23 protein-coding genes and 2 tRNA genes are annotated in these 24,853 nt (G+C 70.6%); 13 read left to right on the top strand and 12 right to left on the bottom strand.

Annotated elements, in window-relative coordinates; genetic code table 11:
* Window positions 1-153: 153 nt before the first annotated feature.
* The 5 genes from ACFZBT_RS02985 (at window position 154) to ACFZBT_RS02965 (ending at window position 4,706) form a co-directional block, all read left to right on the top strand.
* Window positions 154-939 (top strand): hypothetical protein, encoded by a 786-nt coding sequence (locus ACFZBT_RS02985; protein WP_391097803.1) that lies wholly within the window; start codon window positions 154-156, stop codon window positions 937-939.
* 111 nt (window positions 940-1,050) lie between these two features.
* Window positions 1,051-1,830, top strand: coding sequence for an HAD-IIA family hydrolase (locus tag ACFZBT_RS02980; protein ID WP_193478283.1), 780 nt, complete (start codon window positions 1,051-1,053; stop codon window positions 1,828-1,830).
* 115 nt (window positions 1,831-1,945) lie between these two features.
* Window positions 1,946-2,647: a hypothetical protein gene (locus ACFZBT_RS02975; RefSeq protein WP_391097802.1), complete on the top strand. Its 702-nt coding sequence runs from the start codon at window positions 1,946-1,948 to the stop codon at window positions 2,645-2,647.
* Between the two features lie 6 nt (window positions 2,648-2,653).
* Complete coding sequence (locus ACFZBT_RS02970) at window positions 2,654-3,337, top strand: class F sortase (RefSeq protein ID WP_391097801.1); 684 nt, start codon at window positions 2,654-2,656, stop codon at window positions 3,335-3,337.
* Window positions 3,338-3,668: 331 nt separating this feature from the next.
* Entirely contained in the window at window positions 3,669-4,706 is a 1,038-nt protein-coding gene (locus ACFZBT_RS02965) for a glycoside hydrolase family 6 protein (RefSeq protein WP_391097800.1), read from the top strand.
* A gap of 69 nt (window positions 4,707-4,775) precedes the next feature.
* Here ACFZBT_RS02965 and ACFZBT_RS02960 read toward each other — a convergent pair whose 3' ends face one another.
* The 4 genes from ACFZBT_RS02960 to ACFZBT_RS02945 all read right to left on the bottom strand — a co-directional run bounded on the left by ACFZBT_RS02960 (window position 4,776) and on the right by ACFZBT_RS02945 (window position 10,109).
* A complete protein-coding gene (locus ACFZBT_RS02960) occupies window positions 4,776-6,716 on the bottom strand; it encodes a galactose oxidase-like domain-containing protein (protein ID WP_391097799.1) in 1,941 nt (646 codons plus the stop codon).
* On the bottom strand, window positions 6,713-8,719 hold the full coding sequence (locus tag ACFZBT_RS02955) for a glycosyltransferase family 2 protein (protein WP_391097798.1): 2,007 nt from the start codon (window positions 8,717-8,719) through the stop codon (window positions 6,713-6,715). The genes ACFZBT_RS02960 and ACFZBT_RS02955 overlap by 4 nt, the downstream gene beginning before the upstream one ends.
* Before the next feature lie 325 nt (window positions 8,720-9,044).
* The gene (locus ACFZBT_RS02950) at window positions 9,045-9,758 is read right to left on the bottom strand and encodes an FCD domain-containing protein (protein WP_391097797.1); all 714 of its coding nucleotides are present in this window, start codon (window positions 9,756-9,758) and stop codon (window positions 9,045-9,047) included.
* 277 nt (window positions 9,759-10,035) lie between these two features.
* Window positions 10,036-10,109: transfer RNA gene (locus ACFZBT_RS02945), tRNA-Lys, on the bottom strand.
* A gap of 202 nt (window positions 10,110-10,311) precedes the next feature.
* On the opposite strand from ACFZBT_RS02945, the gene ACFZBT_RS02940 reads away from it, so the two are divergent.
* From ACFZBT_RS02940 to ACFZBT_RS02920, 5 genes are all read left to right on the top strand, one after another.
* Window positions 10,312-11,631 carry a peptidoglycan-binding protein gene (locus ACFZBT_RS02940; RefSeq protein ID WP_391097796.1) on the top strand — a complete coding sequence of 440 codons (1,320 nt, stop codon included), beginning with the start codon at window positions 10,312-10,314 and terminating at the stop codon, window positions 11,629-11,631.
* A gap of 70 nt (window positions 11,632-11,701) precedes the next feature.
* Window positions 11,702-12,823, top strand: a complete 1,122-nt coding sequence (locus tag ACFZBT_RS02935; RefSeq protein WP_391097795.1) for an SPFH domain-containing protein — start codon at window positions 11,702-11,704, stop codon at window positions 12,821-12,823.
* Between the two features lie 101 nt (window positions 12,824-12,924).
* Entirely contained in the window at window positions 12,925-13,530 is a 606-nt protein-coding gene (locus ACFZBT_RS02930; protein ID WP_391097794.1) for a lytic polysaccharide monooxygenase, read from the top strand.
* 89 nt (window positions 13,531-13,619) lie between these two features.
* Window positions 13,620-14,084 (top strand): DUF3592 domain-containing protein, encoded by a 465-nt coding sequence (locus ACFZBT_RS02925; RefSeq protein ID WP_391097793.1) that lies wholly within the window; start codon window positions 13,620-13,622, stop codon window positions 14,082-14,084.
* A 40-nt stretch (window positions 14,085-14,124) separates the two neighbouring features.
* Window positions 14,125-15,792 (top strand): AMP-binding protein, encoded by a 1,668-nt coding sequence (locus ACFZBT_RS02920; RefSeq protein WP_391097792.1) that lies wholly within the window; start codon window positions 14,125-14,127, stop codon window positions 15,790-15,792.
* Here the strand turns inward: ACFZBT_RS02920 and ACFZBT_RS02915 are convergent.
* The 6 genes from ACFZBT_RS02915 to ehuB form a co-directional block, all read right to left on the bottom strand.
* Window positions 15,758-15,831 (bottom strand) — tRNA-Lys (locus tag ACFZBT_RS02915). The genes ACFZBT_RS02920 and ACFZBT_RS02915 overlap by 35 nt on opposite strands.
* Window positions 15,832-15,924: 93 nt before the next feature.
* Window positions 15,925-16,683, bottom strand: a complete 759-nt coding sequence (locus ACFZBT_RS02910) for an IclR family transcriptional regulator C-terminal domain-containing protein (RefSeq protein ID WP_391097791.1) — start codon at window positions 16,681-16,683, stop codon at window positions 15,925-15,927.
* 217 nt (window positions 16,684-16,900) lie between these two features.
* Window positions 16,901-17,701 (bottom strand): ectoine/hydroxyectoine ABC transporter ATP-binding protein EhuA, encoded by an 801-nt coding sequence (gene ehuA, locus ACFZBT_RS02905; RefSeq protein ID WP_391097790.1) that lies wholly within the window; start codon window positions 17,699-17,701, stop codon window positions 16,901-16,903.
* Window positions 17,691-18,341 carry an ectoine/hydroxyectoine ABC transporter permease subunit EhuD gene (gene ehuD, locus ACFZBT_RS02900; RefSeq protein ID WP_391097789.1) on the bottom strand — a complete coding sequence of 217 codons (651 nt, stop codon included), beginning with the start codon at window positions 18,339-18,341 and terminating at the stop codon, window positions 17,691-17,693. The genes ehuA and ehuD overlap by 11 nt, the downstream gene beginning before the upstream one ends.
* Window positions 18,338-19,039 (bottom strand): ectoine/hydroxyectoine ABC transporter permease subunit EhuC, encoded by a 702-nt coding sequence (gene ehuC, locus ACFZBT_RS02895; RefSeq protein ID WP_391097788.1) that lies wholly within the window; start codon window positions 19,037-19,039, stop codon window positions 18,338-18,340. Before ehuC ends, ehuD begins: the two co-directional genes overlap by 4 nt.
* Entirely contained in the window at window positions 19,036-19,977 is a 942-nt protein-coding gene (gene ehuB, locus ACFZBT_RS02890) for an ectoine/hydroxyectoine ABC transporter substrate-binding protein EhuB (RefSeq protein ID WP_391097787.1), read from the bottom strand. Before ehuB ends, ehuC begins: the two co-directional genes overlap by 4 nt.
* Window positions 19,978-20,084: 107 nt before the next feature.
* On the opposite strand from ehuB, the gene ACFZBT_RS02885 reads away from it, so the two are divergent.
* Window positions 20,085-20,579 carry a DUF3830 family protein gene (locus ACFZBT_RS02885; protein WP_391097786.1) on the top strand — a complete coding sequence of 165 codons (495 nt, stop codon included), beginning with the start codon at window positions 20,085-20,087 and terminating at the stop codon, window positions 20,577-20,579.
* Here the strand turns inward: ACFZBT_RS02885 and ACFZBT_RS02880 are convergent.
* Both ACFZBT_RS02880 and ACFZBT_RS02875 read right to left on the bottom strand, forming a co-directional pair.
* Window positions 20,560-21,969, bottom strand: a complete 1,410-nt coding sequence (locus ACFZBT_RS02880; RefSeq protein WP_391097785.1) for an amidase — start codon at window positions 21,967-21,969, stop codon at window positions 20,560-20,562. The two genes, ACFZBT_RS02885 and ACFZBT_RS02880, sit on opposite strands and share 20 nt — an antisense overlap.
* Before the next feature lie 17 nt (window positions 21,970-21,986).
* The gene (locus ACFZBT_RS02875) at window positions 21,987-22,934 is read right to left on the bottom strand and encodes an NAD(P)-dependent oxidoreductase (protein ID WP_391097784.1); all 948 of its coding nucleotides are present in this window, start codon (window positions 22,932-22,934) and stop codon (window positions 21,987-21,989) included.
* Window positions 22,935-23,132: 198 nt separating this feature from the next.
* Here ACFZBT_RS02875 and ACFZBT_RS02870 point away from each other — a divergent pair, with 198 nt between their 5' ends.
* Window positions 23,133-23,948, top strand: a complete 816-nt coding sequence (locus tag ACFZBT_RS02870; protein ID WP_391097783.1) for a decarboxylase — start codon at window positions 23,133-23,135, stop codon at window positions 23,946-23,948.
* On the top strand, window positions 23,945-24,676 hold the full coding sequence (locus tag ACFZBT_RS02865; protein WP_391097782.1) for an aspartate/glutamate racemase family protein: 732 nt from the start codon (window positions 23,945-23,947) through the stop codon (window positions 24,674-24,676). The genes ACFZBT_RS02870 and ACFZBT_RS02865 overlap by 4 nt, the downstream gene beginning before the upstream one ends.
* Window positions 24,677-24,853 lie beyond the last annotated feature (177 nt).

Below are 24,853 nucleotides of genomic sequence, written 5' to 3'. Positions count from 1 at the left end.
CGCATGCTCCGTGCCGGAGGGAGGAGCGGCACGGCCTGAGACCCGCTCCCGGGGGCCGGCTGTCCGCCGACCGGGCGGATTCGCACCGCCGTCCGGGGGCCATTCCGGGCCGCGTCGCTCGCGAACGCCCACATCCGGCAATGTCACATCTCCATGCGACTCTGCACGCCCGCTCACCTCTGCCTGGCGGCGGCAGCCGCCGTCCTGCTCCCCGGTGCTCACCCGGCGTACGCGGACGATCCGGCGCCCGCCTGCGCCGCGCCCGACGACCACACCTTCCCGCTCACCACCCGCATCCACGGCGGGCCGGACTCCTACGCGGCCGGGGGCGGGTACGGGACCTGGTACCTCGACCTGACCAACACGACCGACCGGACCTGCACCGGGATCCATCCCGTCGTCGTGCTCGTGGACGACAAGCGGGCCCTGGACGCGTCCCAGCCCCGGCTGGAGTTCTTCGAGGGGGCGCGGCCCCACACCGTGCGGTTCGAGAAGACCGGTGAGGACGAGCTCGTCGGGGCGCTGGCCGACGACGAGGGCCGGTTCGCCGGGTTCACCGTCGGGCCGGGGAAGACCGTCACCGTGAAGGTGCGGCTCGCGGTCACCTCGGACGCCGTGCCCAACGACGTCACCGCCAACGCCGCCGTCGTACAGCGGCACGACGACGACGGCGACTGGGTCGGGCAGTCCAACGACTACCGGTTCGGCATCGACAGCGACGCGCCGGTCGACGGTGGTGACGAGGAGACCGACGGCGGCACCGACTCCCAGCCGGAGACCGAGCCGCGGCCCGAGGCCTCCGTCCCGCCCCGCGAGGACCGCTTCCCGTTCGCCGAGGAACTCGCCCGCACCGGCATCGGCGTCCGGGTCGCCGCGGCCGCGGCGGCGCTGATGCTCACGGGGGGCGGGGTACTGCTCCTCGCGCGCCGGCGCCGCTGAGCCTCCGTCCCGCCCTTCGGGACGGCGTGACCGGCCCATTCCACATGATCCGGCCACTGTTTAGGCTGGGTCGCACGCTGGACCGGACGCGTACGGCAGGAGATCCCGCACATGGCAGACCGCAAGCCCATCGAGTCGTGGCTCACCGACATGGACGGTGTGCTCATCCACGAGGGCGTACCGATCCCCGGCGCCGACGCCTTCCTGAAGAAGCTGCGTGAGTCCGGGAAGCCCTTCCTGGTCCTCACCAACAACTCGATGTACACCCCGCGCGACCTGCACGCCCGGCTGCGCCGGATGGGCCTGGACGTGCCGATCGAGAGCATCTGGACCTCGGCCCTGGCCACCGCCCAGTTCCTGGACGACCAGCGGCCGGGCGGATCGGCGTACGTCATCGGCGAGGCTGGGCTGACCACCGCGCTGCACGACATCGGCTACATCCTGACCGACCACGAGCCGGACTACGTCGTCCTCGGTGAGACCCGCACGTACTCCTTCGAGGCCATGACGAAGGCGGTGCGGCTCATCCTCGGCGGCGCCCGCTTCATCTGCACCAACCCCGACGAGACCGGCCCCTCCACCGAGGGCCCGCTGCCCGCGACCGGCGCGGTGGCGGCCCTGATCACCCAGGCGACCGGCAAGAAGCCGTACTTCGCGGGCAAGCCGAACCCCCTGATGATGCGGACCGGGCTGAACGCCATCGGGGCGCACTCCGAGTCGAGCGCGATGATCGGTGACCGGATGGACACCGACGTGCTGGCCGGCATGGAGGCCGGGATGCAGACGTTCCTCGTGCTCACCGGCCTGACCCGGCCCGACCAGGTGGAGGACTTCCCGTACCGGCCCTCGCAGGTCCTGGACTCGATCGCGGACCTCGTCGACCGGGTCTGAGGAGGCGGCGTACCGGCGCCCAAACCCGTCGCCACCCGTTCGGAGCAGTCGCCGCGTCCCTGAGGATGCGGTGACCCGTCGTGCGGGGGAGGCTCCAGGCATCTGGAGGTTCACGATGGGTTCCCTGAGAGTCACTCTCCGCACGAGTGTCCTGGTCGCCGCCGCCTTCACCCAGGCCGCCCTCGCCCCGACGGCGTTCGCGGCGGACGCCGGGGGCGTCTCGGTGACCCCGGCGACCCCCGCACCCGGCAGTGACGTCGTGCTGCGCGTGACCGGCTGCGCGGCGCGGACGGCCGTCGCCGCCTCGGCGGCGTTCGTCGCGGACGTCCCGCTCACCGTCACCGGCGGCGAACTCATCGGCGAGAGCCGCGTCCCCTCCACGCTCAAGGCGGGGACCTACCCCGTGAGGATCACCTGCGGGGGCGCCGAACGGACCGGCACGTTCACCGTCCGCGAGAGCCGCGAGAGCCAGGAGAGTGAGGGCTCGCCCGCCCCCAGGGCCGCGGCCGGAGCCGCCGGGCAGCCACCCGCGCCCGGGACGGGCGGCCGGCAGCCCCTGCCCGAGGGCGGCGGGCCCTCGCCCAAGCCCGAACTCGTAGACGATGGCCAGTGGTCCCCCTCCGAGCGGCCCAGCGCACACGCGTCCCCCATCGCCCCCGTCGAAGCGGGCGGGGGCGGCGCCGCCCACCTCGTCGCCGCCGAGGACCGCCGCACCGGGCCCGGCACCGCGCAGACCGTGACCGGCCTGGTCCTCGCGGGCGTGGCCGCGGTGGCCGTCGCGCTCGGCAGTGTCCGCCGGAAGCGCGGAACGGACTGACCGGCCATGTCCGACCTCGACCCGGACCGGGCGCGCACCCGCCCCTCGGGCACCGGCCGCCTGCTGGCCGGTGTCGCCTGGGTGGTGCTGCTGCTCGGGCTGTGGCTCTGGGGCCGTGAGGTGACCGACGTACGGCACGGCATCTCCGCGCCCACCACGGGCGACATGGCAGCGGCCGGACGCCCCCCGGACGTGAAGCTGCCCCCGGCGCACCGCCCGCTGGGCGACGCCCTGCCGCAACGCGTCGACATCCCCGGCATCGGCGTCCAGGCACCGGTGGTGGCGCGCGGCCTGGACCGGCGCGGGGCGCTCGATCCGCCGCCGTACGACCAGCCGGGCGTGGTCGGCTGGTACGCGGGCGGGGTGGCACCCGGGGCGCCGGGGACCGCGCTGCTGGTCGGTCACGTCGACAGCGAGACCCGGCCCGCCGTCTTCTACAAGGTCAGTGCTCTGCGGCCGGGCCAGACGATCCGGGTGATCCGGGCCGACACCAAGGTCGCCGAGTTCACCGTCGAGTCCGTCCAGGTCCTCACCCGCGACCGCTTCGACGCCCACCAGGCCTACGGCCCCCGCCGCTCGGGCCGGGCCGAACTGCGGCTGGTCACCTGCGGCGGCAGCTTCGACCGCACGACCGGCGGCTATACGGCGAACGTGGTGGTCTCGGCGTACCTCACCGGTACGGGTCTGTAATGGAGATGGTCCACCTGACCCGGCCGGCGACCCGCTCCCCCTGAAGTCGACGACCGGGCCGGTCCTCGACCACGCGCGCACGGGCTGCGGGAATAGCCCGGCGAACCGCGCGGGAGGCCACGGGAGCCACGGTGGGTGAAACTCTGGCCGGAGGCCGGGTCGTGCTGGGAAGACTGTAGAACCAAAGGGCCGCCCGGGCCTAGAGGTTGAATGACGTCACGTCCCGATACGGTGGCTCTGCGTCATCCGCCCAGGTGGGTTCCGGCTCGTGGGTGTCGCGGGACGTATGTCAGGATTGAGACTTGGAACGGTGCACCCAAGGGGGAGTTGGATGTACGGCAGCAGGGGGGCCGGGACGGCCGCCTGGAGGCGGATGTCCGCAGTGGTGCTGGGGGCGGCACTGCTGATCACGGGGTGTTCCTCCTCCGACGGAGGAGACGAACCGGACGGCGGCGCGGACGCGGGCGCCGGGATCACCCAACAGCCCAAGGACAGAGTCCCCTTCTGGGTCAACCCGGACGGCACCGCGGCCCAGCAGGTCGCCGCGCTGGCGAAGTCCGGCAAGGACCGGGAGGCCGAGCAGATCCGCAAGATCGCCGAGCAGCCCGTCGCCGAGTGGGTCGGCCCGGACAACCCCGAGGAACAGACCCGGGGCTTCACCGAGGCCGCCGACAAGGCCGGCCGTACGGCTCTGCTCGTGCTCTACAACATCCCGCACCGCGACTGCGGCCAGTACTCCCAGGGCGGCGCCGCCGACGGCAATGCCTACCGGGAGTGGCTCGACGGCGTGGCGGCGGGCATCGGCGACCGGTCGTCCACCGTCATCCTGGAACCGGACGCCCTGCTGCACCTCGTCGACGGCTGCACCCCGGAGCAGTTCCACGAGGAGCGCTACGACCTCCTCAAGGGTGCCGTCGCCAAGCTGAAGTCGCTGAAGAACACGAAGGTGTACCTGGACGCGGGCAACGCCGGCTGGGGGCACCCCGACCAGATCTTCGAGCCCCTGAACCGGGCCGGCATCGAACAGGCCGACGGTTTCTCCGTCAACGTCTCCAACTTCTACGCCACCGACAAGTCCATCGCCTACGGCAAGCAGCTCTCCGCCAAGGTCGGGGGCAAGCACTTCGTCATCGACACCAGCCGCAACGGCAAGGGCCCCTACACCCAGGGCAACCCGGACGAGCGCTGGTGCAACCCGCCGGGCCGCGCGCTGGGCGAGACGCCCACGACGAAGACGGCCGACCCGCTGGTCGACGCCTATCTGTGGGTCAAGCGCCCCGGCGAGTCGGACGGCGAGTGCAAGGGCGGCCCCAAGGCGGGCCAGTGGTGGTCGGACTACGCGCTGAAGCTGACCAAGGCCAGCTCCTAGGCCGGCCCGGGCAGACGGAAGGGGCGCTCTCCACACGGGAGAGCGCCCCTTCCTGCATGCCATGAAGAGCTACGGCACCTTGACCCACTGGGCCTTGCTCGGCGTTCCCTTGTCGTCCGTCACGAACAGCATGTACCAGCCCGCCTGGACCAGGTTCCGGTTCTTCGGGACGGTCACGGTCAGCTTGTCGCCGGACGCCTTGAAGTCCAGGGCGATCGACCGCTGGTCGACGTCCGTGACATGGGTGGCGGCACTCGGCCGGATCAGCCGGACCTTCTTGACCTTGGACGCGCTCGACGAGGTGAACGTCCCCGTCCCGCCGCGCTCGATGGTCTGCGGCCCGCCGGACAGCGAGGGCCGCTCCCCGTCGCCGTAGAGGTACGGCGGCGTGTAGATCTCGATGCGCTGCTCGAACTCGCCCGGCTTGGTGTTGGCCGCGTCGCCGTACAGCGAGTCCGAGCCGAAGAACATCAGACGGCCGTCGGGCAGCAGGATCGACCCGGAGTGGTAGTTGCGGCCCACCAGCGGGTCGGCGACCCGCTTGAGCTCGTTCTTCTCCGTCTCGTAGAGGTGCGCCTGGAAGATGTTGGAGTCGCCGCGACCCCGGTAGTCCTCCGAGCCGCCGGAGATCAGCACGTTGTCGTCGGGCAGGATCGAGGCGTTCGGGTAGCGGGTGCCCTTCTCCAGGGACGGGCCGTCCTCGAAGCCCGGGTCCGCTTCCTTCAGGTCGACGATCCGGGTCTTCTCGCTGGACTCCTCGGACTCGCCGACGCCACCGCCGCCGACCACCATGTACCTCTCGTCCTGCGCGGGCGGCAGCAGCACCGTGCCGGACGTCTCCATGAGCGTGGGATCGCTCAGCCCCGGGATCTTCTTGAACCGGTTGGTCTCCACGTCCCAGACGCCCGGCTCACGGCCCACGTCGTCCGGCCCGTAGCCCGCGTTGGAGCCCGAGTAGAAGATCTTGCCGTTCTGCATGAGGAACAGCGCCGGGTAGGTCGGGAACTGGCGGACCTTGTCCGTGTAGGTCCACTTCTTGGTCTTCGGGTCGAAGACCTCGTTCTTGCCCGGGACGAGCTGCCCGATGTCGTCGAGGCCGGAGACGCTGAGGATCTTCCCGTCGCTCAGGGTGGTGAGCGTCGGGTACCAGCGGGCCTCCTTCATCGGGTCGACCTTGATGTACTTCTCGGCGACCGGGTCGAACTCGAAGGCGTCCCGGATGCCCTGGAAGTCCTTCTTGTCGAGGGCGAGCTTCTGCGCGATGCCGTAGGTGTTCTTGGCGTCGGCGCCCTTCAGGCCGTGCACCTTGTAGTTGTCCTGCGTGCCCGTCTCGTACTTCTGCCCGCGCTTCTGGGCCTCGACGTAGATACGGCCGAGACCCGGGTCGTTGCGCAGGAACTTTCCGGTCGCCTTGTCGAAGACCTTCTTCGCGCGCGGTACCAGCACCGGGTCCTTCGAGACGAAGGTCTTGCCGTTCTCCTTGCCCGTGAATCTGGTGCCCGCGGGCAGGGTGATCGGCTCGTCCGGGTTCTCGTTGTGGACGATCATCAGGCCGCCGGCCTTGGTGACGTCACCTTTGAGCTTCTCGTACCGCTTGGTGCCGCCCGCGATCAGCAGATTGCCGTTGGCGAGCTGGGTGTGGCCGGTGCAGAACAGGTCGGCGGGCGTCGGGACCTTCTTGACGGTGCCCTTGACGGGGTCCCAGATCCGGGTGTCGAACTTCTTCGCGTCGAAGTTGTCCTGGTTGTTTCCCGACCCCGCGACGAGCAGCACCTTGCCGGTGCGCAGCAGCGCCGCGTGGATGGTGTTCTGCCGGTATTCCTCGGGGAAATCGACGATCTCCCACTTGCCGTTCGCGGCCTTGTACTCCGGCTTGTTGATTGTGTACTGGTGGTATTTCTCGCTGCCGAAGCGGTAGAGCCACGGCCCGTTCATCCCGGCCAGCGCGAGTACCACCGCCGTGCCGATCGCGAGTCGACGGGCCCGGCGGCGGCCTGCACGGTCGTTCATTCCTTACGTCCCCCAAGTCCACCAAGGGCGATCTGCATGGTCTGGTCGGATCCCCCGACCTCCCCGTGACCGCCGGGACCGGCGGCCCAACTGGGCTTGTGCTGCGGGGCGTGCGACGTCGACGTCGGCTGCTGCGGGATCGGCAGCGGCTGCGTCCGGTGCGGCCCCGCGGAGTCCTGCGGCTGCTCCGCGGCGGGTCCGGCGGGCTTCTTCGCGTCCTGCTTCAGCTGCCAGCGCCAGGCGAAGACCGGCGAGGCGGTGATCAGCAGCGCGAACGTCGCCCAGATGATCATCGCGGGGTGGGCGTGGCCGAAGACGAAGCCGGCGGCGATCGACCCGCCGAAGATCGCGACGAAGTACCAGTGGTAGCGGAACGTCCCGAACCAGCGGTCGGGGCTCGCGGAGTCGCCCTTGGGCGTGACCACGAACTTGCTCTTGCGCCGCAGCACGGAGTCGACCAGCGCCTTCGCGTACAGCGGCGCCGACAGCGCGGACATCACCATGCCGGCCACACCGCCGGAGCCCTCGGGCTCGTGCGGCGAGACGTTGTGCCGGCGGTTCCAGACGTACAGGCCGATCTGCAGGGCGGAGGCGTTGCCGTAGAGCATCAGCCAGACCGCCGGGTCGATGTTCACACCCGAGGCGCCCAGGCCGAGGAACAGGCAGCAGCTCAGCGCCGCCAGGATCCAGTTCATGGCCGACATCGGGTAGAAGATGATCATCATCGTGTAGTTGAAGAGCTTGCTCGGCGGCAGCGAGTACCAGCCCTTCCAGTACTGCCCGATGATCGTCTCGTACGTCCCTCGCGACCAGCGCATCTGCTGGGTGAAGAAGTCCGTCCAGGCGCTCGGGCCCTCACCGACCGCGAGCACGTCCGGCGTGTAGACCGAGCGCCACTTGCGGCCCGTGGCCGGGTTCTTGTGGCGGTGCATCTCGAAGCCGGTCGCCATGTCCTCGGTGATCGAGTCGTACAGACCGCCGATCTGCTTGAGCGCCTTGATGCGCACGGCGTTGGACGTGCCGACGAACATGGGGGAGCCGTAGCGGTTGCCCGCGCGCTGGATCAGCGCGTGGAAGAGGAACTGCTGCGACTCGGCGGCCTTGGTGATGGGGTTGTCGTAGTTGCCGTAGACCTGCGGGCCGATGACGAAGCCGACGTCCGGGTCGCGGAAGAAGCCGAGCATCCGCTCCAGGTAGTTGGGCAGCGGCACGTGGTCGGTGTCGACCGAGGCGAAGAAGTCGTAGTCGTCGCCGTGCGCCTCGAGCCAGGCGTTGTAGTTGCCGTGCTTGGTCTTGGCGCGGTGCGGGCCCTTGGCCTGGTTCCACTTCGCGACGCCCTTGCGGGAGAAGTGGTGCACACCGAGGCGCTCGCAGACCGCCTTCACATCGGGGTCGTCACCCTCGTCGAGCAGCCAGACGTGCATCAGGCCCCGGTGGCGGATCTTCACGGCCGCCTCCAGGGTCTTCGTCACCATCTCCAGCGGCTCCTTGCCGGGCACGAAGGAGGTGAGGAAGGCCACGCGGGTGCCGGTCTCCGGCACCACCGGGATCGGGTCGCGGGCGACCAGCGTGGCGTGCGCGTTCGACAGCACGTTCATGCAGCGGAAGAACTCGATCAGGCCGATCGAGACGAGCATGACCATGTCGAGCGCGGGCAGCCAGTCGAAGGCCGGGTAGTCGCGTTCGGTCCAGTGCTCGGGCTGGAGCAGCCAGAACAGCAGGACCAGGGACAGCACCGGGGCCGCGGCCAGCATCAGGGCGACTCTGATGCGGTGCGGCTCCTGCGAGATGAGCGAGCGGTACTGCACCTTGTACGGCTTGTTCGGATCAGGCTGGGTGAGGGGACCCGCGAGCCGGCTGTAGTGCTCGTAGTCGTATCTCGGCAGATTCTTCTTGATCCGCCGGAATGTCCCCGTCGTGCTCATCCGGTGCCCCGGCACCCTGAGCTGAGTGGTCTGGGACGGGTCGTGGTCCTGCCGGGCACCCGTGGGCCTCGACGTCATGAGTCATCCCCCCACACGCGGACAGCCGCGTGTTTCGTCGCTTTCCTTCCGTCAATGAAGGTCCCCCTCGACCTTCACAGACGTACCAGTGGTGGATCGCTGTCACCACGTCATCCACACCCTATAGACACGGCAACGCGACCTTCCGGTTGCATGATGCCCCCCTCGGCATCGCTCCATGAACGGGGTCCCTACGCCCGCCCGGCCGGCAACCGGTTCTCCTGCCCCCCAACTGCCGCGAATCCGCGGCACCTTGAAAAACCAGATAACCAGGGTTCTATGGCGTTCATCATGATCGCAAGATGCGAAACACGGTGTTTACCGGTCATACGCGTTCATTGTGACGCGTGTGGGGACTCTGTGGAGCCGTTGTGGACAGACGGGCGCGAATATTGCCGAAGTGCTCCCTTATGGCCTCCTCCGCCCGCATCGAGTCGCCGGACCGGACCGCGTCGAGGATCTCCCGGTGCTGCCGGCAGGTGACCTTCGGGTCCTGCGGCTCGCCCCCCAGGTCCGTACGGACGCGGTGGAAGGCGTCCCAGAACGCCTCCAGGACCTCGCACAGCAGCGCGTTGTCCAGCCCTCGGTAGAGGGTGGCGTGGAAGGCCCGGTCGGTCTCGGCGAGGCCGGCTCCGCGCGCGGCCTCCTCTTCCATACGGTCGGCGAGCGCGTCCAGTTCAACGAGGTCCGCATCCGGTATCCGCCCCGCGAGCCGCGAGACGAGCCCTGTCTCCACCGCCTCGCGCAGTTCGAGCAGCTGGAGCAGGGAGTCCTCGCCCCGGTAGTGCCCCGCGACCGTGCGGAAGGCGAGGCCCTCGATCATCGGCGCGAGAGACATCGGGCCGACGTACGTCCCGAACCCGTGCCGGATCTCCACGATGCCCATCGCCTGGAGGGCCTTCAGCGCCTCCCGCACCGAGTTCCGGCTCGCGCCGAGGTACTCCATCAGCTCCGGCTCGGTCGGCAGCGGGGCCCCGGAGGCCAGCCGGCGGTCGAGGATGAGCTTCTTGATCCGCTCCTGTAGGTCACGCGCTGCCATGGCGAGAGGGTATCCGGCCAATCGCGCGGTGCACCGGGTTCCGGCCAGGCAGGCCATGAGGGCCCGGGGAGATACAAGAAGGCCCCCGCTCCGTGAGGGGCCTCTTCCGGTCGGTGTGACTGCGCCGCGCCGGGCTTCTCTTCGTCGGCTCGCCGCGATGCCGGGGGAAAGGGGGTGTGGGTGGCGGAGCCCCCACGGCGCGCGGCGAAGCCGCGCAGAAAAGACGGTGGCGGCTTGTGTTCGCGCTTTCCGCGAACACAAGCCGCCACCGGCATCGTGCGCCGCCAGGGACTCGAACCCCGGACCCGCTGATTAAGAGTCAGCTGCTCTAACCAACTGAGCTAGCGGCGCGCGCTGACGTCGTAACTCTACCGGACGTCAGGAGGTGCTCCGGACCACCGGCCCGCGACCGGGGGCCGTCCCGGCAAGGGGGCCGGTTACATCATTCGGACCGTCAGCATGCGAGTGCGGAAGACAGTTGAGAAACTGACGGCGCGCGCCCGGGGCTGCACCGCGCGCCGCCATTTTCCGCCGGAACTGTGAGGGGAATCGCATGAAGTCGCCGGTATTCGAGGAATTCGACCCCGGGGGCGACTGCGACTGCCCCGGCTGCGTCCACTGGCGCCGTGTCCTGCCGCGTTCCCCGGCCGGTCGCACCACCACCCATCCGGCTGCGCACCGGGCTCTCGCCCTGGCCGCCGTGGCCGCCGCCGCACTCGGGGCGGGTCATGCCGTACCGGCCGCCGCCGCCCCGCAGGCACCCCACCGATCGGGTGTTTTCGCAGATGAAGATCCCGAGACCCCGCAGGGTGACACGGCCCCGCTGCACGGTTCGGACGGCCGTCAGGGCAAGCCCTCCGACTCCGTCGAGCTCGCCGCCATCACCCGTACGGAGATCATCGACCGGGCCAAGACCTGGGTCGCCGCCAAAGTGCCGTACAACATGAACGCGTACTGGTCCGACGGTTACCGGCAGGACTGCTCGGGCTATGTATCCATGGCCTGGAAGCTGCCCGGAAACGAATGGACCGGCAGCCTCGCCCAATTCGGTGAACGGATTTCCAAGGAGGAACTCCAGCCGGGCGACATTCTGCTGTTCCATAATCCGGCCAACCCGGAGAGCGGCTCGCACGTCGTCATTTTCGGCGGCTGGACGAACACGAAGCACACGTCCTACACGGCGTACGAGCAGGCCCGCCCGCACGCCCGCCGGCAGACCACCCCGTACGCCTACACGAGCGACTCCGACCGGTACGTCCCCTACCGCTACAAGGGCGTCACCGCGCAGGAGGAGCAGCCGGCCCCGGCGAAGGACAGGGGGCTGCCGGGCGCGCCGGCGGCCACGCCGTACCCGGGAGCGACGTATTTCGGCCCCGGCGCGGACAACAAGTACGTCACGCAGCTCGGCCGCATGCTCGTCGCGCGCGGCGCGGGCGCCTCCTACTCCTCGGAGCCGGGGCCGCGCTGGTCGGACGACCACCGGCGGGCGACCCGGGCCTTCCAGCGGGCCCAGGGCTGGAAGGGCGCGGACGCCGACGGGCTGCCCGGCCCGCGCACCTGGGAGCTGCTGGTCTCGGGCAGGGGCAAGGACGTCACCGCTGCGCAGGCCGGGCCGCCGCCCTCCTCCCACGGTGTCCCCGGCTACCCGGGGCGGGCGATGTTCCGGCCCGGTGCGAGCAACCCGTATGTCACCCGGCTGGGCAGGCAACTGGTGCGGAAGGGGTTCGGCAGGTTCTACCCGGAGCGGCCGGGGCCGCGCTGGGGCGAGTCGGACCGGCGAGCCGTCCAGGCCTTCCAGCGTTCCCAGGGCTGGCGCGGCGGGGCGGCGGACGGCTTCCCGGGGCCGGAGACCTGGCGGCGGCTGTTCTCGTAGCACTCCTGGCACTCTCGGCACGGGGGGCCCACCCGTTGTGACGCATCTGGCGCGGAGGCTGGAGGCACGCATGACCACGACCACTTCCCACACGTCCGAGCCCGACGGACCGGCCGAGGGGCCGGCCAGGGCCGTCCGGCTCATCCAAAACGAGTCGACCACCGAGATCCCCGTCCATCTGCTGTTCCGCGACGACCCCGGCCCGGCGCCGGTGGCGCTGAAGCCGGCGGTCGTCGGCCGCCGGCAGGGCACGGGGGAACAGCCGCGGCTCAGCCGCCCGGCCGCACTGACGCCGCGTCCGGTGCCGGAGGCCGACCCCGACCTGGTGGAGCGGACCGCGCGGGTCCTGCCCGGTGCGGCGGGCGTGCTGGCCGGAGTGTGCGGGGCGGCCGGGTGCGTGGCCACCTCCTGGTGGGCCGGGGTGCTGCCGCCGCTCGCGGTGGAGGCGCTGCGGCTGCGCGCCCACGCCGGGGCCGGGCTCGGTCCCGCTCAGTGGGCGGCGTACGCGGGAACCGGGGCGCTCGCGCTGTTCGGGTTCGGCGGGCTGGCCCGGGGGAGGACCGGGCGGGCCTGGGTGCTGGATCTGTTCGGCCGCTACCGGGGGACCGTCCGGCGCTCGGGCCTGCTCTGGGTCAACCCGCTGCTGCTGCGCCGCCGGGTGGACGTACGGCTGCGGCACTGGCGCAGCGAGCCGGTGCCCGCGACCGACGCGCACGGGGTCGCGCTGCGGGTGGTCGTCCTGGTGGTGTGGCGGGTGCGGGACACGGCGCGGGCCGCGCTGGGCGTCGAGGACCACGAGGCGTACCTGCGCGAGTGCGTCGAGGCGGCGCTGGCCCGGGTGCCGGTGGCGATGCCGGGCGGCTCGAAGGGAGCCGGGGAGGCGGCGGCCGAGGTGCTGACCCGGCTGGTGTCGGGGGAGGCGGCCCCGGTCGGCCTGGAGGTGTTCTCGGTGCAGCCGCTCCGGGCGGAGTACGACCCCGAGGTCGCCGCCGCGCTGCACCGCCGCCGGATCTCCGCGCTGGACGCCCAGCACCGGGCGAGCGTGCTCACCTCGGTCGTGGACTCGGTGGAGGACACGGTGACCCGGCTGACCATGCGGGGTCTGGTCGAACTCGACGACCACGAGCGGAAGGCGCTGGTGAAGGACCTGACGGTGGCGTTCTGCGCGGGGCGCGGGGAAACGTCTCCGTGATTGGTATGGACATGTTCAACTAACGTCCCTACATTCAGACTTGGTCTAGACCTACCTGCACGGCTCACTGAACATCCCCCACGTTCTCCAGGAGCGGCAGCATGCGCACAAGGACCAAGTTGTCCGCAGCCGCGGTGGGACTGGCCACGACCGGAGCCCTCGTACTCTCCTCCGGCGGCGCCAGCGGCCACGGCTACACCGACCTCCCCATCAGCAGGCAGAAGCTCTGCCAGAACGGCACCGTGACCAACTGCGGATCCATCCAGTGGGAGCCGCAGAGCGTCGAGGGCCCGAAGGGCTTCCCGGCGTCCGGCCCGGCCGACGGGCAGATCTGCAACGCCGGCCTCGGCCACTTCGGCCAGCTCAGCGCACCGCGCACCCCGTCCGGCGGCGCCTGGCCGGCCACGAAGGTGACGGGCGGCCAGAACTACACGTTCCGCTGGCAGTTCACGGCCATGCACGCCACGACCGACTTCCGGTACTACGTCACCAAGCCGGGCTGGAACCAGAACCACAACCTGGCCCGGTCCGACCTCAACCTCACACCGTTCTTCACGGTCCCGTACAACGGCCAGCGGCCACCGCAGACGCTCTCCCACAGCGGCAGGCTGCCGTCCGGGCTGAGCGGCCGTCATGTCATCGTCGCCGTATGGACGATCGCCGACACGGCCAACGCGTTCTACGCGTGCTCGGACGTGACGTTCTGAGCTTCCCTTGAGTCACCGGTGCGGCCGGTGTGGGTAACTTCCTCCCACGCCGGCCGATCGAAGGCCGCGCGGGGCCTTCGGGGGAGCTCATGGAAGTCTTGTTCTACATCGTGCCCACGCTCATGATCGCGGTGGCTTCCTGCGCCGTGGTCGCGGTGATCCGCCGCTCCGTGCGGGTCAGCCGCGCCTGGAACAGCGGCCTGACCGCCGAGGCGCGCTGTCTGCGGACGTACACCACGACGAGTGGCGGCGGCGACAGCTCGGTGCGCACGACCCTGCACCACGTCTACGAGTTCACCACGCGCGAGGGTCGCGGCGTCCGGTTCGAGGAGCAGGGCGGGCCGGGGACGACCCTGGAGGGCGACATCGTCACCGTGCACTACCCGGCCGACCGCCCGGAGCGCGCCACGGCCAGGCCCCCGGCACGGGGGAAGCTGGCGTTGGGCACCGGATGTCTGCTCGCCTTCCTCGGCACGTTCATCCTCTTCCTCCTCGGCTTCATGGCCGTGACATACGCGATGTTCTCCGCCGTGGGCGAGTCGCCGCTGCCGTAGCGCTCCACATCTGACGATACGTCAGCTACGGTGCGCCCTCATGGGAGCCACTACGGGGCGCACGGTCGCGGAGCTCGTGGCGGCGCGGTGGGGTGACCACCGGCCGGGGCTGTGGTTCGAGGGCGGGGTGCTCACACGGCACGAGGTCGCGGCCGGGGCCGCCGTCCGGGCGGCGCTCCTCGCCGACCTGCTGCCGGCCGGCGCCGAGCCGCACATCGGGGTGCTGCTCGACAACACCCCCGAGTACCCGATGTGGCTGAGCGCGGCCGCTCTGGCGGGAGCCGCCGTCGCCGGGATCAACCCCACCCGCCGGGGGCCCGAACTGGCCCGGGACATCCTGCACACCGAGTGCCGCGTCCTGGTCACCGAGCGGGCCCACCTGCCGTTGCTCCGGGGCGTGGACCTGCCCGGGGTGCGCCTGCTGGTGACGGACACGGCGGACTACGCCGACCTCCTGGCGCCCTACGCCGGCGCCCGGCCCGACACCTCCCGCGCCGCCCCGCACGACCGGCTCCTGCTCTACTTCACCTCCGGCTCGACGGGCGCGCCCAAGGCCGCCCTCTGCTCCCAGGGCCGCCTCGCCGCCGCCGGACGCTCCCTGGCCGGCCAGTTCTCCCTGGGCCCGGACGACGTGCACTACGTCTGCATGCCGCTGTTCCACGGCAACGCGGTGATCGCCGACTGGGCCCCGGCCCTGGTCACCGGGGCGGCCGTGGCACTGCGCCGCCGCTTCTCGGCGTCCCGCTTCCTGCCGGACGTACGCCGCTACGGGGCGACGTACTTCACTTACGTCGGCCGGGCGATCCAGTACGTCCTGGCCACCGAACCGCACCCCGAGGACTGCGACAACCCGCTCCGTCTGGGCTTCGGCACGGAGGCGGGAGCGGTGGACGCGGCGGCGTTCGAGCGGCGGTTCGGGGTGCGGCTGGTCGAGGGGTACGGCTCGTCGGAGGGCGGGGCAGCCGTGCAGTGGTCGCCGGGCACTCCGGCGGGAGCGGTCGGGCGGGCGACGCCCGGGCTGGTGGTCCTGGACCCGGAGACGGGCCGGGAGTGCCCGCCCGCCCGCTTCGACGCGGCGGGCCGGCTGCTCAACGGGGACGAGGCGATCGGCGAACTGGTCAACCAGGGCCCCAGCCCCTTCGAGGGCTACTGGCGCAATCCGGCCGCCGAGGCGGAGCGCCGCAGGGACGGCTGGTACTGGACGGGCGACCTCTTCTGCCGGGACGCCGAGGGCTACCTCCACTTCGCCGGGCGCACCGACGACCGCCTTCGCGTCGACGGCGAGAACCTGGCGGCCGCGATGATCGAGAACATCCTCGCCCGCTACGAGGGGGCGGCGGCGGTCTGTGTGTACGCGGTGCCGGACCCGGTGACCGGCGACCAGGTGATGGCGACGGTCGCGGGCGGCTTCGACCCGCTGTCCTTCGCGGAGTTCCTGCTCGCCCAGCCCGACCTGGGGACGAAGATGGCCCCCCGGTTCGTCCGGGTGACCGACCGCATGCCGGTCACCGCCACGAACAAGATCCACCGGGCGGCTCTACGGCGGGAGGGCTTCCGGTGCGCCGATCCGGTGTGGTGGCGACCGCCGGGGAAGGCCACCTACCGCCTGCTGACCGGGGAGGACCTCGAACACGCCGAAGGGCCTCTCGCTCCCACGAGAGGCCCTTCACCGGTGCGCCGCCAGGGACTCGAACCCCGGACCCGCTGATTAAGAGTCAGCTGCTCTAACCAACTGAGCTAGCGGCGCATGACTCGCGCCTGCCGGCGGAACGTGTTCCGCGGTGGGCGACGGGAAAATACTACCCGGTCTCCAGGGGTGCTTCTGACCACCTGGCGGTGGCTAGATCGCCATGGACAGCAGGACCGGGGCCGCGTTGCGGTTGAGGGCGTCCGCGGCCTGGCGGAGGCGGTGGGCGTGCTCGACCGGGAGGGACAGGGCCAGGCAGCCGACGGAGGAGCCGGCCGTGATGGGGACGGCCGCGCAGACCGTGCCGACCGCGTACTCCTGGAGGTCCAGGACGGGCACGGTCGCCGGCTGGGCCTCGAGGCGGGAGAGCAGCAGCCGGTCGCTGGTGATGGTGCGCGAGGTGAGGCGGGCCATCTTGTGCCGGGCGAGGTGGTCGCGGCGCCCGGCGTGGTCGAGCTGGGTCAGCAGGCTCTTGCCTATCGCGGTGGCGTGGGCCGAGGAGCGGAAGTCGACCCACTCGTTGACCTTGGGCGTGGCCGGGCTGTCGGCGTACTGGGTGACGCTGATCTCGCCGTCGACGTAGCGGCTCATGTAGACGGCGGCGCCGACCGAGTCGCGCAGCCGGTCGAGGGTGTGCTGGAGCTTGTCACACAGGGTCTGCTCGCGATGGCGGGCGGAGCCGAGGCGGGTCAGTGTCTCGCCGGTGACGTACGCGCCGTCGGTGATCTGCTCGACATAGCCCTCGCGGCGCAGCATGCGCAGCAGCGCGGTGAGCCGCTCCGGTCCGATGCCGGTACGCCGGGCGAGCTCGGTGTCGGTGACGCCCGAACTGTTTCGCGCCACCGTCTCCAGGACGCGCAGGGCTTCCTGGGCCGAGTGGTACGGGGTGGTCGGCTCGTTCCTCAGCGCCACGGTGGTCTCCCCCTGCGCTTGCTGTTGGCCGTAATCCGGACAGCGAATCACCTCCACGATAACCGGCAAAGGGGTTGTGGAGAGCGGGGGTTGACAAGATTCCGGGCCCCCGGGCCGGGGCATCGACCCACTGGCATATGCCAGGAGCATGCCCCGGTCCGAGGGCCCGGCGTCGGCCGTGCCTCGGTCCCGCGTCGGCCCTGTTCACGGGCCGTAGTCAGAGAACCGCGCTGAGGAACTCCCTCGTGCGGTCCAGCTCCGGGTCGCTGAAGATCTTCTCCGGCGGGCCCGACTCGATGACCCGGCCCGAGTCGAACATCAGTACCTGGTCGGAGATGTCCCGGGCGAAATTCATCTCGTGGGTCACACAGAGCATGGTGATGTCCGTGCTGCGGGCGATGTCACGGAGCAGGTCCAGCACGCCCGCGACCAGCTCCGGGTCGAGCGCGGAGGTCACCTCGTCCAGCAGCAGCACCTGGGGCTGCATCGCCAGCGCCCGGGCGATCGCCACACGCTGCTGCTGCCCGCCGGAGAGCTGGGCGGGGTGGGCGTCGCACTTGTCGGACAGGCCCACCATGTCCAGCAGGCCCTTGGCCCGCTCCACCGCCTCGTCCTTCGACATGCCGAGGACGGTGACCGGCGCCTCGGTGAGGTTGCGCAGCACGGTCATGTTCGGGAAGAGGTTGAACTGCTGGAACACCATCCCGATCTTCTTGCGGACCTCGCGCACCTCCTTGTCGGAGGCGGGGAACAGCTTCTGCCCGTCGACCGTGATCGTGCCCTCGTCGGGCTTGAGCAGGGTCATCAGCAGCCGCAGGATCGTGGTCTTGCCGGAGCCGGACGGCCCGATCAGGGTGACGTGCTTGCCGGCGTCGACCGAGAAGTCCAGGTGGTCCAGAACGGTGTTCTGGCCGAACCGCTTGGTGACCTGTTCCAGCCGGATCAGCTCGCCGGTGCTCTTGGCGGCGGGGTTCTTCTCGGGGTTGGCCCCGGGGTTGGGGAGAGTGTCAGTGGGCAAGGCGTCGCTCCAGGGCTCGCAGGGCAAGGGAGGCCAGGTAGGAAATGACGATGAAGGCCACGCCGATCACCGTGAGGGGCTCGGTGAACTGGAAGTGCTCCTGCGAGAACAGGCGCGCGTGGCCGAGCATCTCCAGGACGGTGATCGCCATCAGCATCGGCGTGTCCTTGAGCATCGCGATGACGTAGTTGCCGAGCGCGGGGACCACCCGGCGCACCGCCTGCGGCAGGATCACCGCGGTCCACGTCCGCCGCAGCGGCAGGTTCAGCGCCGTCGCCGCCTCCCACTGGCCGACCGGCACGGCCTCGATGCCGGCCCGGTAGACCTGCATCGTGTACGTCGAGTAGTGCAGCCCGATCGCGAAGATTCCGGTGGTCAGCGCCGAGAAGGTCAGGCCCCACTCGGGCAGCACGTAGAACAGGAAGAACAGCTGCACCAGCAGCGGGGTGTTGCGGACGAACTCCGTCACCGCCCCGACCGGCCAGGTCACCCAGCGCGAGGGCACCCGCATCAGCAGCGCCCACACCAGGCCCAGCGCGAACGAGATCAGCGAGCCGAACAGCAGGATCTGGAGGGTGACCAGCAGGCCCTCCCAGAAGTCCGGCATGAAGTCGGAGACCGCGCTCCAGTCCCAGTTCATCGGACCCCCTCCACCACGACCGGCTCAGGCGCCCGGGTCTTGCCGTCGGGCTTCTTCCCGACCCCGGCCTTGAGCTTCTTCTCAAGACCGCGCATGACCCGGGTGAGCAGGAAGGCGATCACGAAGTAGATGAGCAGGATGTACGTGTAGATCTCCGCGCTCTCCTGTAGCGCGAGGCGCACCAGGTTCGCGCTGAACGTCAGGTCGCCCATGCCGGTGATCGACACCAGCGCGGTGCCCTTGAGCAGCTCGATCAGCAGGTTCGAGAACGGCGGGATCATCTCCGGCACGGCCTGCGGCAGCAGGATCAGCCGCAGCCGCTGCCAGGGCGTGAAGCTGAGGGCGATCCCGCCTTCCTGCTGCGCGGGGTCGACCGCGGTCAGCGCGCCGCGCACGATCTCCGCGCCGTACGCGCCGTAGGTCAGCCCGAGCGCCAGCGTGCCCGCCCACAGCGGGACGAGCTGCCAGCCGAAGGCGACCGGCAGCACGAAGAACACCCAGAAGATCATGACCAGGGCGGAGGTGCCGCGGAAGACCTCGGTGTAGAAGCCCGCGAGGAAGCGGACGAACTTCAGCCGGTGGCTGCGCGCGATGCCGACCACGAAGGAGACGGCCGCGCCCAGCAGGGCGCTGCAGACGAGCAGCTGGACCGTGGTCCACACGCCCTTGAGTACGAGTTCCCAGAGTCCCGAGGTCATCCGCCGCACAGCTCCTTCGCGGTCAGATCCGTCATCTCGGCCTTGGTGAAACCGAAGGGCTTGAGGATGCGGAACAGTTCGCCGCTCTTCTTGAGCTTGCGCAGCTCGACGTTGAAGGCGTCCCGCAGGTTCGTCTCGGTCGGCCGGAACGCGAAGGCGCCGCCGTCGACGTGCGGCTTACCGCCCACGATCGGCGTGAAGGGCTTGGTCGCCTCCGCCTTGGACGACTTCTTCACCACCTCACGGGTGGTGAGCGCCGTACCGGCGAACACGTCCACACGCCCCGCCTCGACCGCGTTCAGGCCCGCGACCTGGTCCGGGACGATGAGGATGTCACTCTCCTTGTACCCCGCCTCGACGGCGTACTGGATCTCGGCGTAGCCGGTCCCGGTGGCGAACTTCGCCTTCTTCTCCACGACGTCCTTGTAGCTGTGCAGCCCCATCGGGTTGCCCTTGCGGACGATGAAGGAGTCGAGCATCTGGTAGTCGGGATCGGAGAAGATGACCTGCTCGCAGCGCTCCGGGTTGACGTACATCCCGGCCGCGACGACGTCGAACTGCTGGGAGTTCAGGCCCGGGATGAGCGAGCCGAACTCAGTCGGCACGGGCTGCACCCGGTCCACGCCGAGGCGCTTGAAGATCACCTTGGCCAGCTCCGGCGCCTCACCGGTCAGCTTGCCGTTCGTGTCGATGAATCCGAACGGGATCTCGCCGGCGATGCCGAGACGGACGACGCCCGCGGCCCGGAGCCGTTCGAGGAGATCACCGCCCTCGACGTCCGAGGCGGTGGCGACCCGGCTGCATCCGGAGGCGCCCAGCGCGCCGAGCGCCGCCACCCCCGCGAGCAGCGATCGGCGTGTGGGACCGGACACGGCCCCGGACATCGTCCGGGATGTGGGTTCCGGGATTCTGAGGGGGCTTCTCTGTGGTGGAGCCATGGGCGCGCGGCTACCCGACCGCACCGGAGTTATGCCGGTCTTTTCAAGCCCCCCATACTGCCGATGCGCTCTTGACCCCGGAGCCCAGGGGCACTCCCATGGAGGGCATGGCTGATCGCTTCATCGAACTCTCGCTGGTCAAGCGTGACGTGACCTGCACGGCCAAGCTGCTGGACGACCGCGCGCCGATCACCTGCGCGGCTGTCTGGGATTCGCTTCCGCTGGCCGGGGACGTCTACCACGCGAAGTACGCACGCAATGAGATCTACGCTCTTTTCCCGCCCTTCGCGGAAAACGAGCCACCCCTGGAAAACCCGACAATCACCCCAATCCCCGGCGATCTGTGCTATTTCACCTTCGCCGGGGCGGAGCTGGGGACCAAGTCCTACGGCTACGACCGCGAGGTCCGCGCCGGGACCACGCTCGTCGACCTGGCCCTGTTCTACGAGCGCAACAACCTGCTGCTGAACGGCGATGTCGGCTGGGTCCCCGGCATCGTCTGGGGCCAGGTCGTCGACGGCCTGGAGAACATGGCCGAGGCGTGCAACGACCTGTGGAGGTCGGGAGCGGCGGGGGAGACGCTCAGCTTCCGGAGGGCCTGACCCGGCCGGCGGACGCCACGCCGGCCTCGTACAGCGCGTGGGCCGCCCGCAGCACCAGATCGTCCCGGTGCCGGGCGGCCACGAGCTGCAGACCGATCGGCAGACCGTCCCCGTCGGCGCCGACCGGCACGCTCGCCGCGGGCTGCTGCGTCATGTTGAACGGGTAGGTGAACGGGGTCCAGCCCGTCCAGCGCCGGTGGCCTGATCCCTTCGGCACCTCGGCGCCCGCCTCGAACGCCGTGATCGGCAGGGTCGGGGTGACGAGCAGGTCGTAGGTGTCGTGGAAGCGGCCCATCCGGCGGCCGTGGTCCATCCGCACGTCCACCGCGGCCAGATAGTCCAGCGCCGAGTAGCGGGCGCCCTGGTCGCAGATCTCCCTGAGGCCCGGGTCCAGCGACTGCCGCTGCTGCGGCCCCAGATGCTGGGTCACCCGGGCCGCCCCGCTGAACCACAGGGTGTGGAAGGCCTCCACCGGGTCGGTGAGATCCGGGTCGGCCTCCGTGACGTACGCGCCGAGCTCCGCCAGCCGCTCCACCGCCCGCCGCACCGCCGTGGCGACCTCCGGACGCACCGCCACCTGCCCGCCCAGCGACGGCGAGTACGCCACGCGCAGCCCGCGCACCCCGCCCGCCAGACCGTCCGTGTACGGACCGGGCGGCGCCGTGAGCGCCGACCAGTCGCGCGAGTCCGGGTGGCCGATCACGTCCATCAGCAGCGCCGAGTCCGCCGCGTCCCGGGTCATCGGCCCGACGTGCGCCAGCGTGCCGAACGCGCTCGCCGGGTAGAGCGGCACCCGCCCGTACGTCGGCTTCAGCGCGAAGATCCCGCAGAACGACGCGGGGATACGGACACTGCCGCCGCCGTCCGTGCCCAGCGACAGCGGCCCCGCGCCGAGCGCCACGGCCGCCGCGCTGCCGCCGCTCGACCCGCCGGCGGTACGCGAGGGGTCGTACGGATTGCGCGTCACGCCACTCAGCGGCGAGTCCGTCACGCCCTTCCAGCCGTACTCGGGTGTCGTCGTCTTGCCGATGAAGACCGCCCCGTGCTCCCGCAGCCGCGCCACGGAGGGGGCGTCCTCGTCCCAGCGCCCCGCCGGATCCACGGCCTTCGACCCGCGCAGGGTCGGCGCGCCGCGCTGCAGCAGGATGTCCTTCACCGTGACGGGCACCCCGTCCAGCAGCCCCTGCGGCTCACCGCGCCGCCATCGCTCCTCCGACTCCCGGGCCCGCTCCAGCGCGTCCTCGGCGGTCAGCCGGACGAAGGCGTTCACCTCCGGCTGGATCGCCTCGGCCCGCTCCAGCGCCGCCCGGGTCGCCTCCACGGGACTCCACTCGCCCTTGCGGTACCCGTCGAGGAGCCTTACGGCGGTCAGGTCGGTGAGCTCGGTCATTCACCCTCCCAGTAACGTCAGTGACCAGGTACGTACCCACGCTGCTTGTCGACCACGTTCTTCAGTGGCTCCCCGCTCGCCCAGAGTTCGTACAGGTCCACGAACTGGGCGCCGAGCTCGTCCCGCCAGCCGACGATGTCGCCGCTCATGTGCGGGGACACGATCAGGCCCGGGAGCTGCCACAACGGGCTGTCGGGGGTCAGGGGTTCGGCCTCGAAGACATCCAGTGCGGCGCCCGCGATCCAGTGCTTGGCGAGGGCGTCGGCGAGCGCGTCCTCGACGACCAGCTGGCCCCGGCCGATGTTGATGAACCGGGCGGACGGCTGCATCACGCCGAAGCGGCGGGCGTCGAACATGCCGTGCGTCTGCTCGGTGAGCGGTGCCGCCGCGATCACCCAGTCGGCGCGCGCCAGCAGCCGGTCCAGGTCCTCCGGGCCGTGCACGCCGGAGCGCGGGGCGCGGCCGACCAGTGCGGTCGTGATGTCCAGCGCCTTCAGCGTGCGGGCGATCGCCCGGCCGATCGGTCCGGAGCCGACCACGACGGCCTTGCCCCCGGCGACCTTGTGCGACTCGCGGTGCCGCCAGGTGCGTTCCCGCTGCAACTCCAGCGTCCGCGGCAGATCCTTGGCCATCGCCAGCACGAGCGCGGCGACGTACTCGGCGATCGGCTGGTCGAAGATGCCGCGCGCGTTCGTCACCACGGTGTCGGAGGCGGCGAGTTCCGGACACATCAGATGGTCCACCCCGGCGCTGGCCGTATGCACCCAGCGTGGCCGCGGACCCTCGCCCGGCCAGGCGTCCCGTACGGCGCGCGAGGTGAAGTCCCACACCAGCAACGCGTCCGCGCGCGGCAGGTGCTCGGCGAGACCCGCCGCGTCGGTGTGTTCGATACGGGCGCGGCCCGTGAGGCGGCCGAGGCGGGGGAGGGGTTCGGCGTCCAGGACGAGGAGGGTGGGAGTGGGCATGAGCAGCCGTTTCTCCAGCCGTGCGGTGGGGCGGGCCGGCCCCAGGGGGCCCGACCGGTGACAACGAGTTAACCGGGTGTTGACCAAGGAGTGATCCGGACGGATTGACCACGCTCGCACCCGAACCTACCGTCGTCAACACGGGCGTTCCCACGATCCGTTGCACACTAGTTGCCCAGCGTGAGGCCGGTGCCTGGCATGGACGTCTCATTTCTCGGCGGGCCCAGCCCGCAGCGCGGGGTCGGCGTCGTCGCCCCCTTCGACTTCGCACTCGACCGCGAGCTGTGGCGCTGGGTGCCGGACGAGGTCTCCCTCCATATGACACGAACACCGTTCGTGCCGGTCGAGGTGAGCCTCGATCTCGCCCGCCTGGTCAGCGAGCACGAGACGCTGAGCGAGGCGGTCCGCACCATCAACGCGGTCGCCCCCGAGGTCATCGCCTACGCCTGTACGTCGGGCAGCTTCGTCGGCGGCGTCATGGGCGAGCGCGCGATGTGCGAGGCGATGAGCCGGGCCGGTGCCGTACCGGCGATCACCACGTCGGGCGGGCTGCTGGAGGCCCTGGTGGAGCTGGACGTGCGGCGGGTGGCGCTGGTGACGCCGTACACGGTGTCGGTGACCCAGTCGCTGGAGGCGTACGTCGCCCAGGCGGGCGTCTCGATCTCCGGGTGTGCCTTCATGGGCCTGACCCGGCACATCTGGAAGGTCCCCTACCGGGAGGTGGTGGACATGGCGCGGGAGGCCGTACGGGGCGACGCCGACGCCCTGTTCATCAGCTGTACCAACCTGCCCACCTACGACGTCATCCCGCAGCTGGAGGCCGAGCTGCGGATCCCGGTGATCTCGGCCAACCAAGTGACGATGTGGGCTGCGCTGCGCCGGCTGGGTACCCGTGCGGTGGGACCGTATCAAGCGCTGATCAATCCGGAGGCGCGTGCCGGTCTCGGATCGCCGGGGGTGGACCCCGGCCCAGTAGTGCCGGAAGAAGAGCAGCAGCAGGAAGGCTGGACATGACAGCACTGGGATTTCTCTACCCGGGCCACTCGGCCGAGGACGACTATCCGCGCATCGAGCAGTTGCTGGGCAGCGACATCCGGGTGGACCTGGTGCACACCGATATCGGTGAGGACGCGCACCGGGTGGACGCGCTGCTGGAGATGGGCTCCGCCGGGCGGCTCGCGGCGGGCGTCCAGGAACTCCGCCACGCCGGCGCGGAAGCGGTCGTCTGGGCCTGCACCAGCGGCAGCTTCGTCTACGGCTGGGACGGCGCCCAGGAGCAGGTCCGCTCCCTGGCGCAGACGGCCGGCATGCCCGCCTCCTCGACGTCCTTCGCCTTCGCCCACGCCGTGAAGGAGCTGGGTGCGCGACGGGTCGCGATCGGCGCGACGTACCCGGACGACGTGGCCCAGCTCTTCGCCCGGTTCCTCCGCTCGGACGGCGTGGAGGTCGTGTCGGTCAACAGCTCCGGCATCATCACGGCCGCCGAGGTCGGCACCTGGGGCGAGGCCGAACTCCTCGCCCTGGCCCGGAACTCCGACCATCCCGACGCCGAGGCCCTCCTCCTCCCCGACACGGCCCTGCACACGGCCGCGCACATCCCGGCCCTGGAGAAGGAACTCGGCAAGCCGATCCTCACCGCCAACCAGGTCACGGTCTGGGAGTGCCTGCGCCTGGCCGACCGCAGGGTGAACGCGCCGGAGCTGGGGGCGCTGTTCACGAGGGAGCCGATCGTCCAGGCGTGAGAGGCGGCCCCCTGCCCGGCGCGGTCGCCGGGCAGGGGGCCGGAATCGGTCCCACCGCTTTATTGGGGCATATCGGGATGTAACGGAGTAAGTGGGTCGTCAGAAAGTGAGGAACGTTCACCTCCGGTGTGTTGTACGCCACTTGAGTTGACCGAAAGCGCGTTCCCCTTCTGCTGC

The sequence above is a fragment of the Streptomyces sp. NPDC008137 genome (assembly GCF_042957035.1).
Classification (GTDB): Bacteria; Actinomycetota; Actinomycetes; order Streptomycetales; family Streptomycetaceae; genus Streptomyces.
This window is presented reverse-complemented; position numbering and strand designations above follow the sequence as displayed.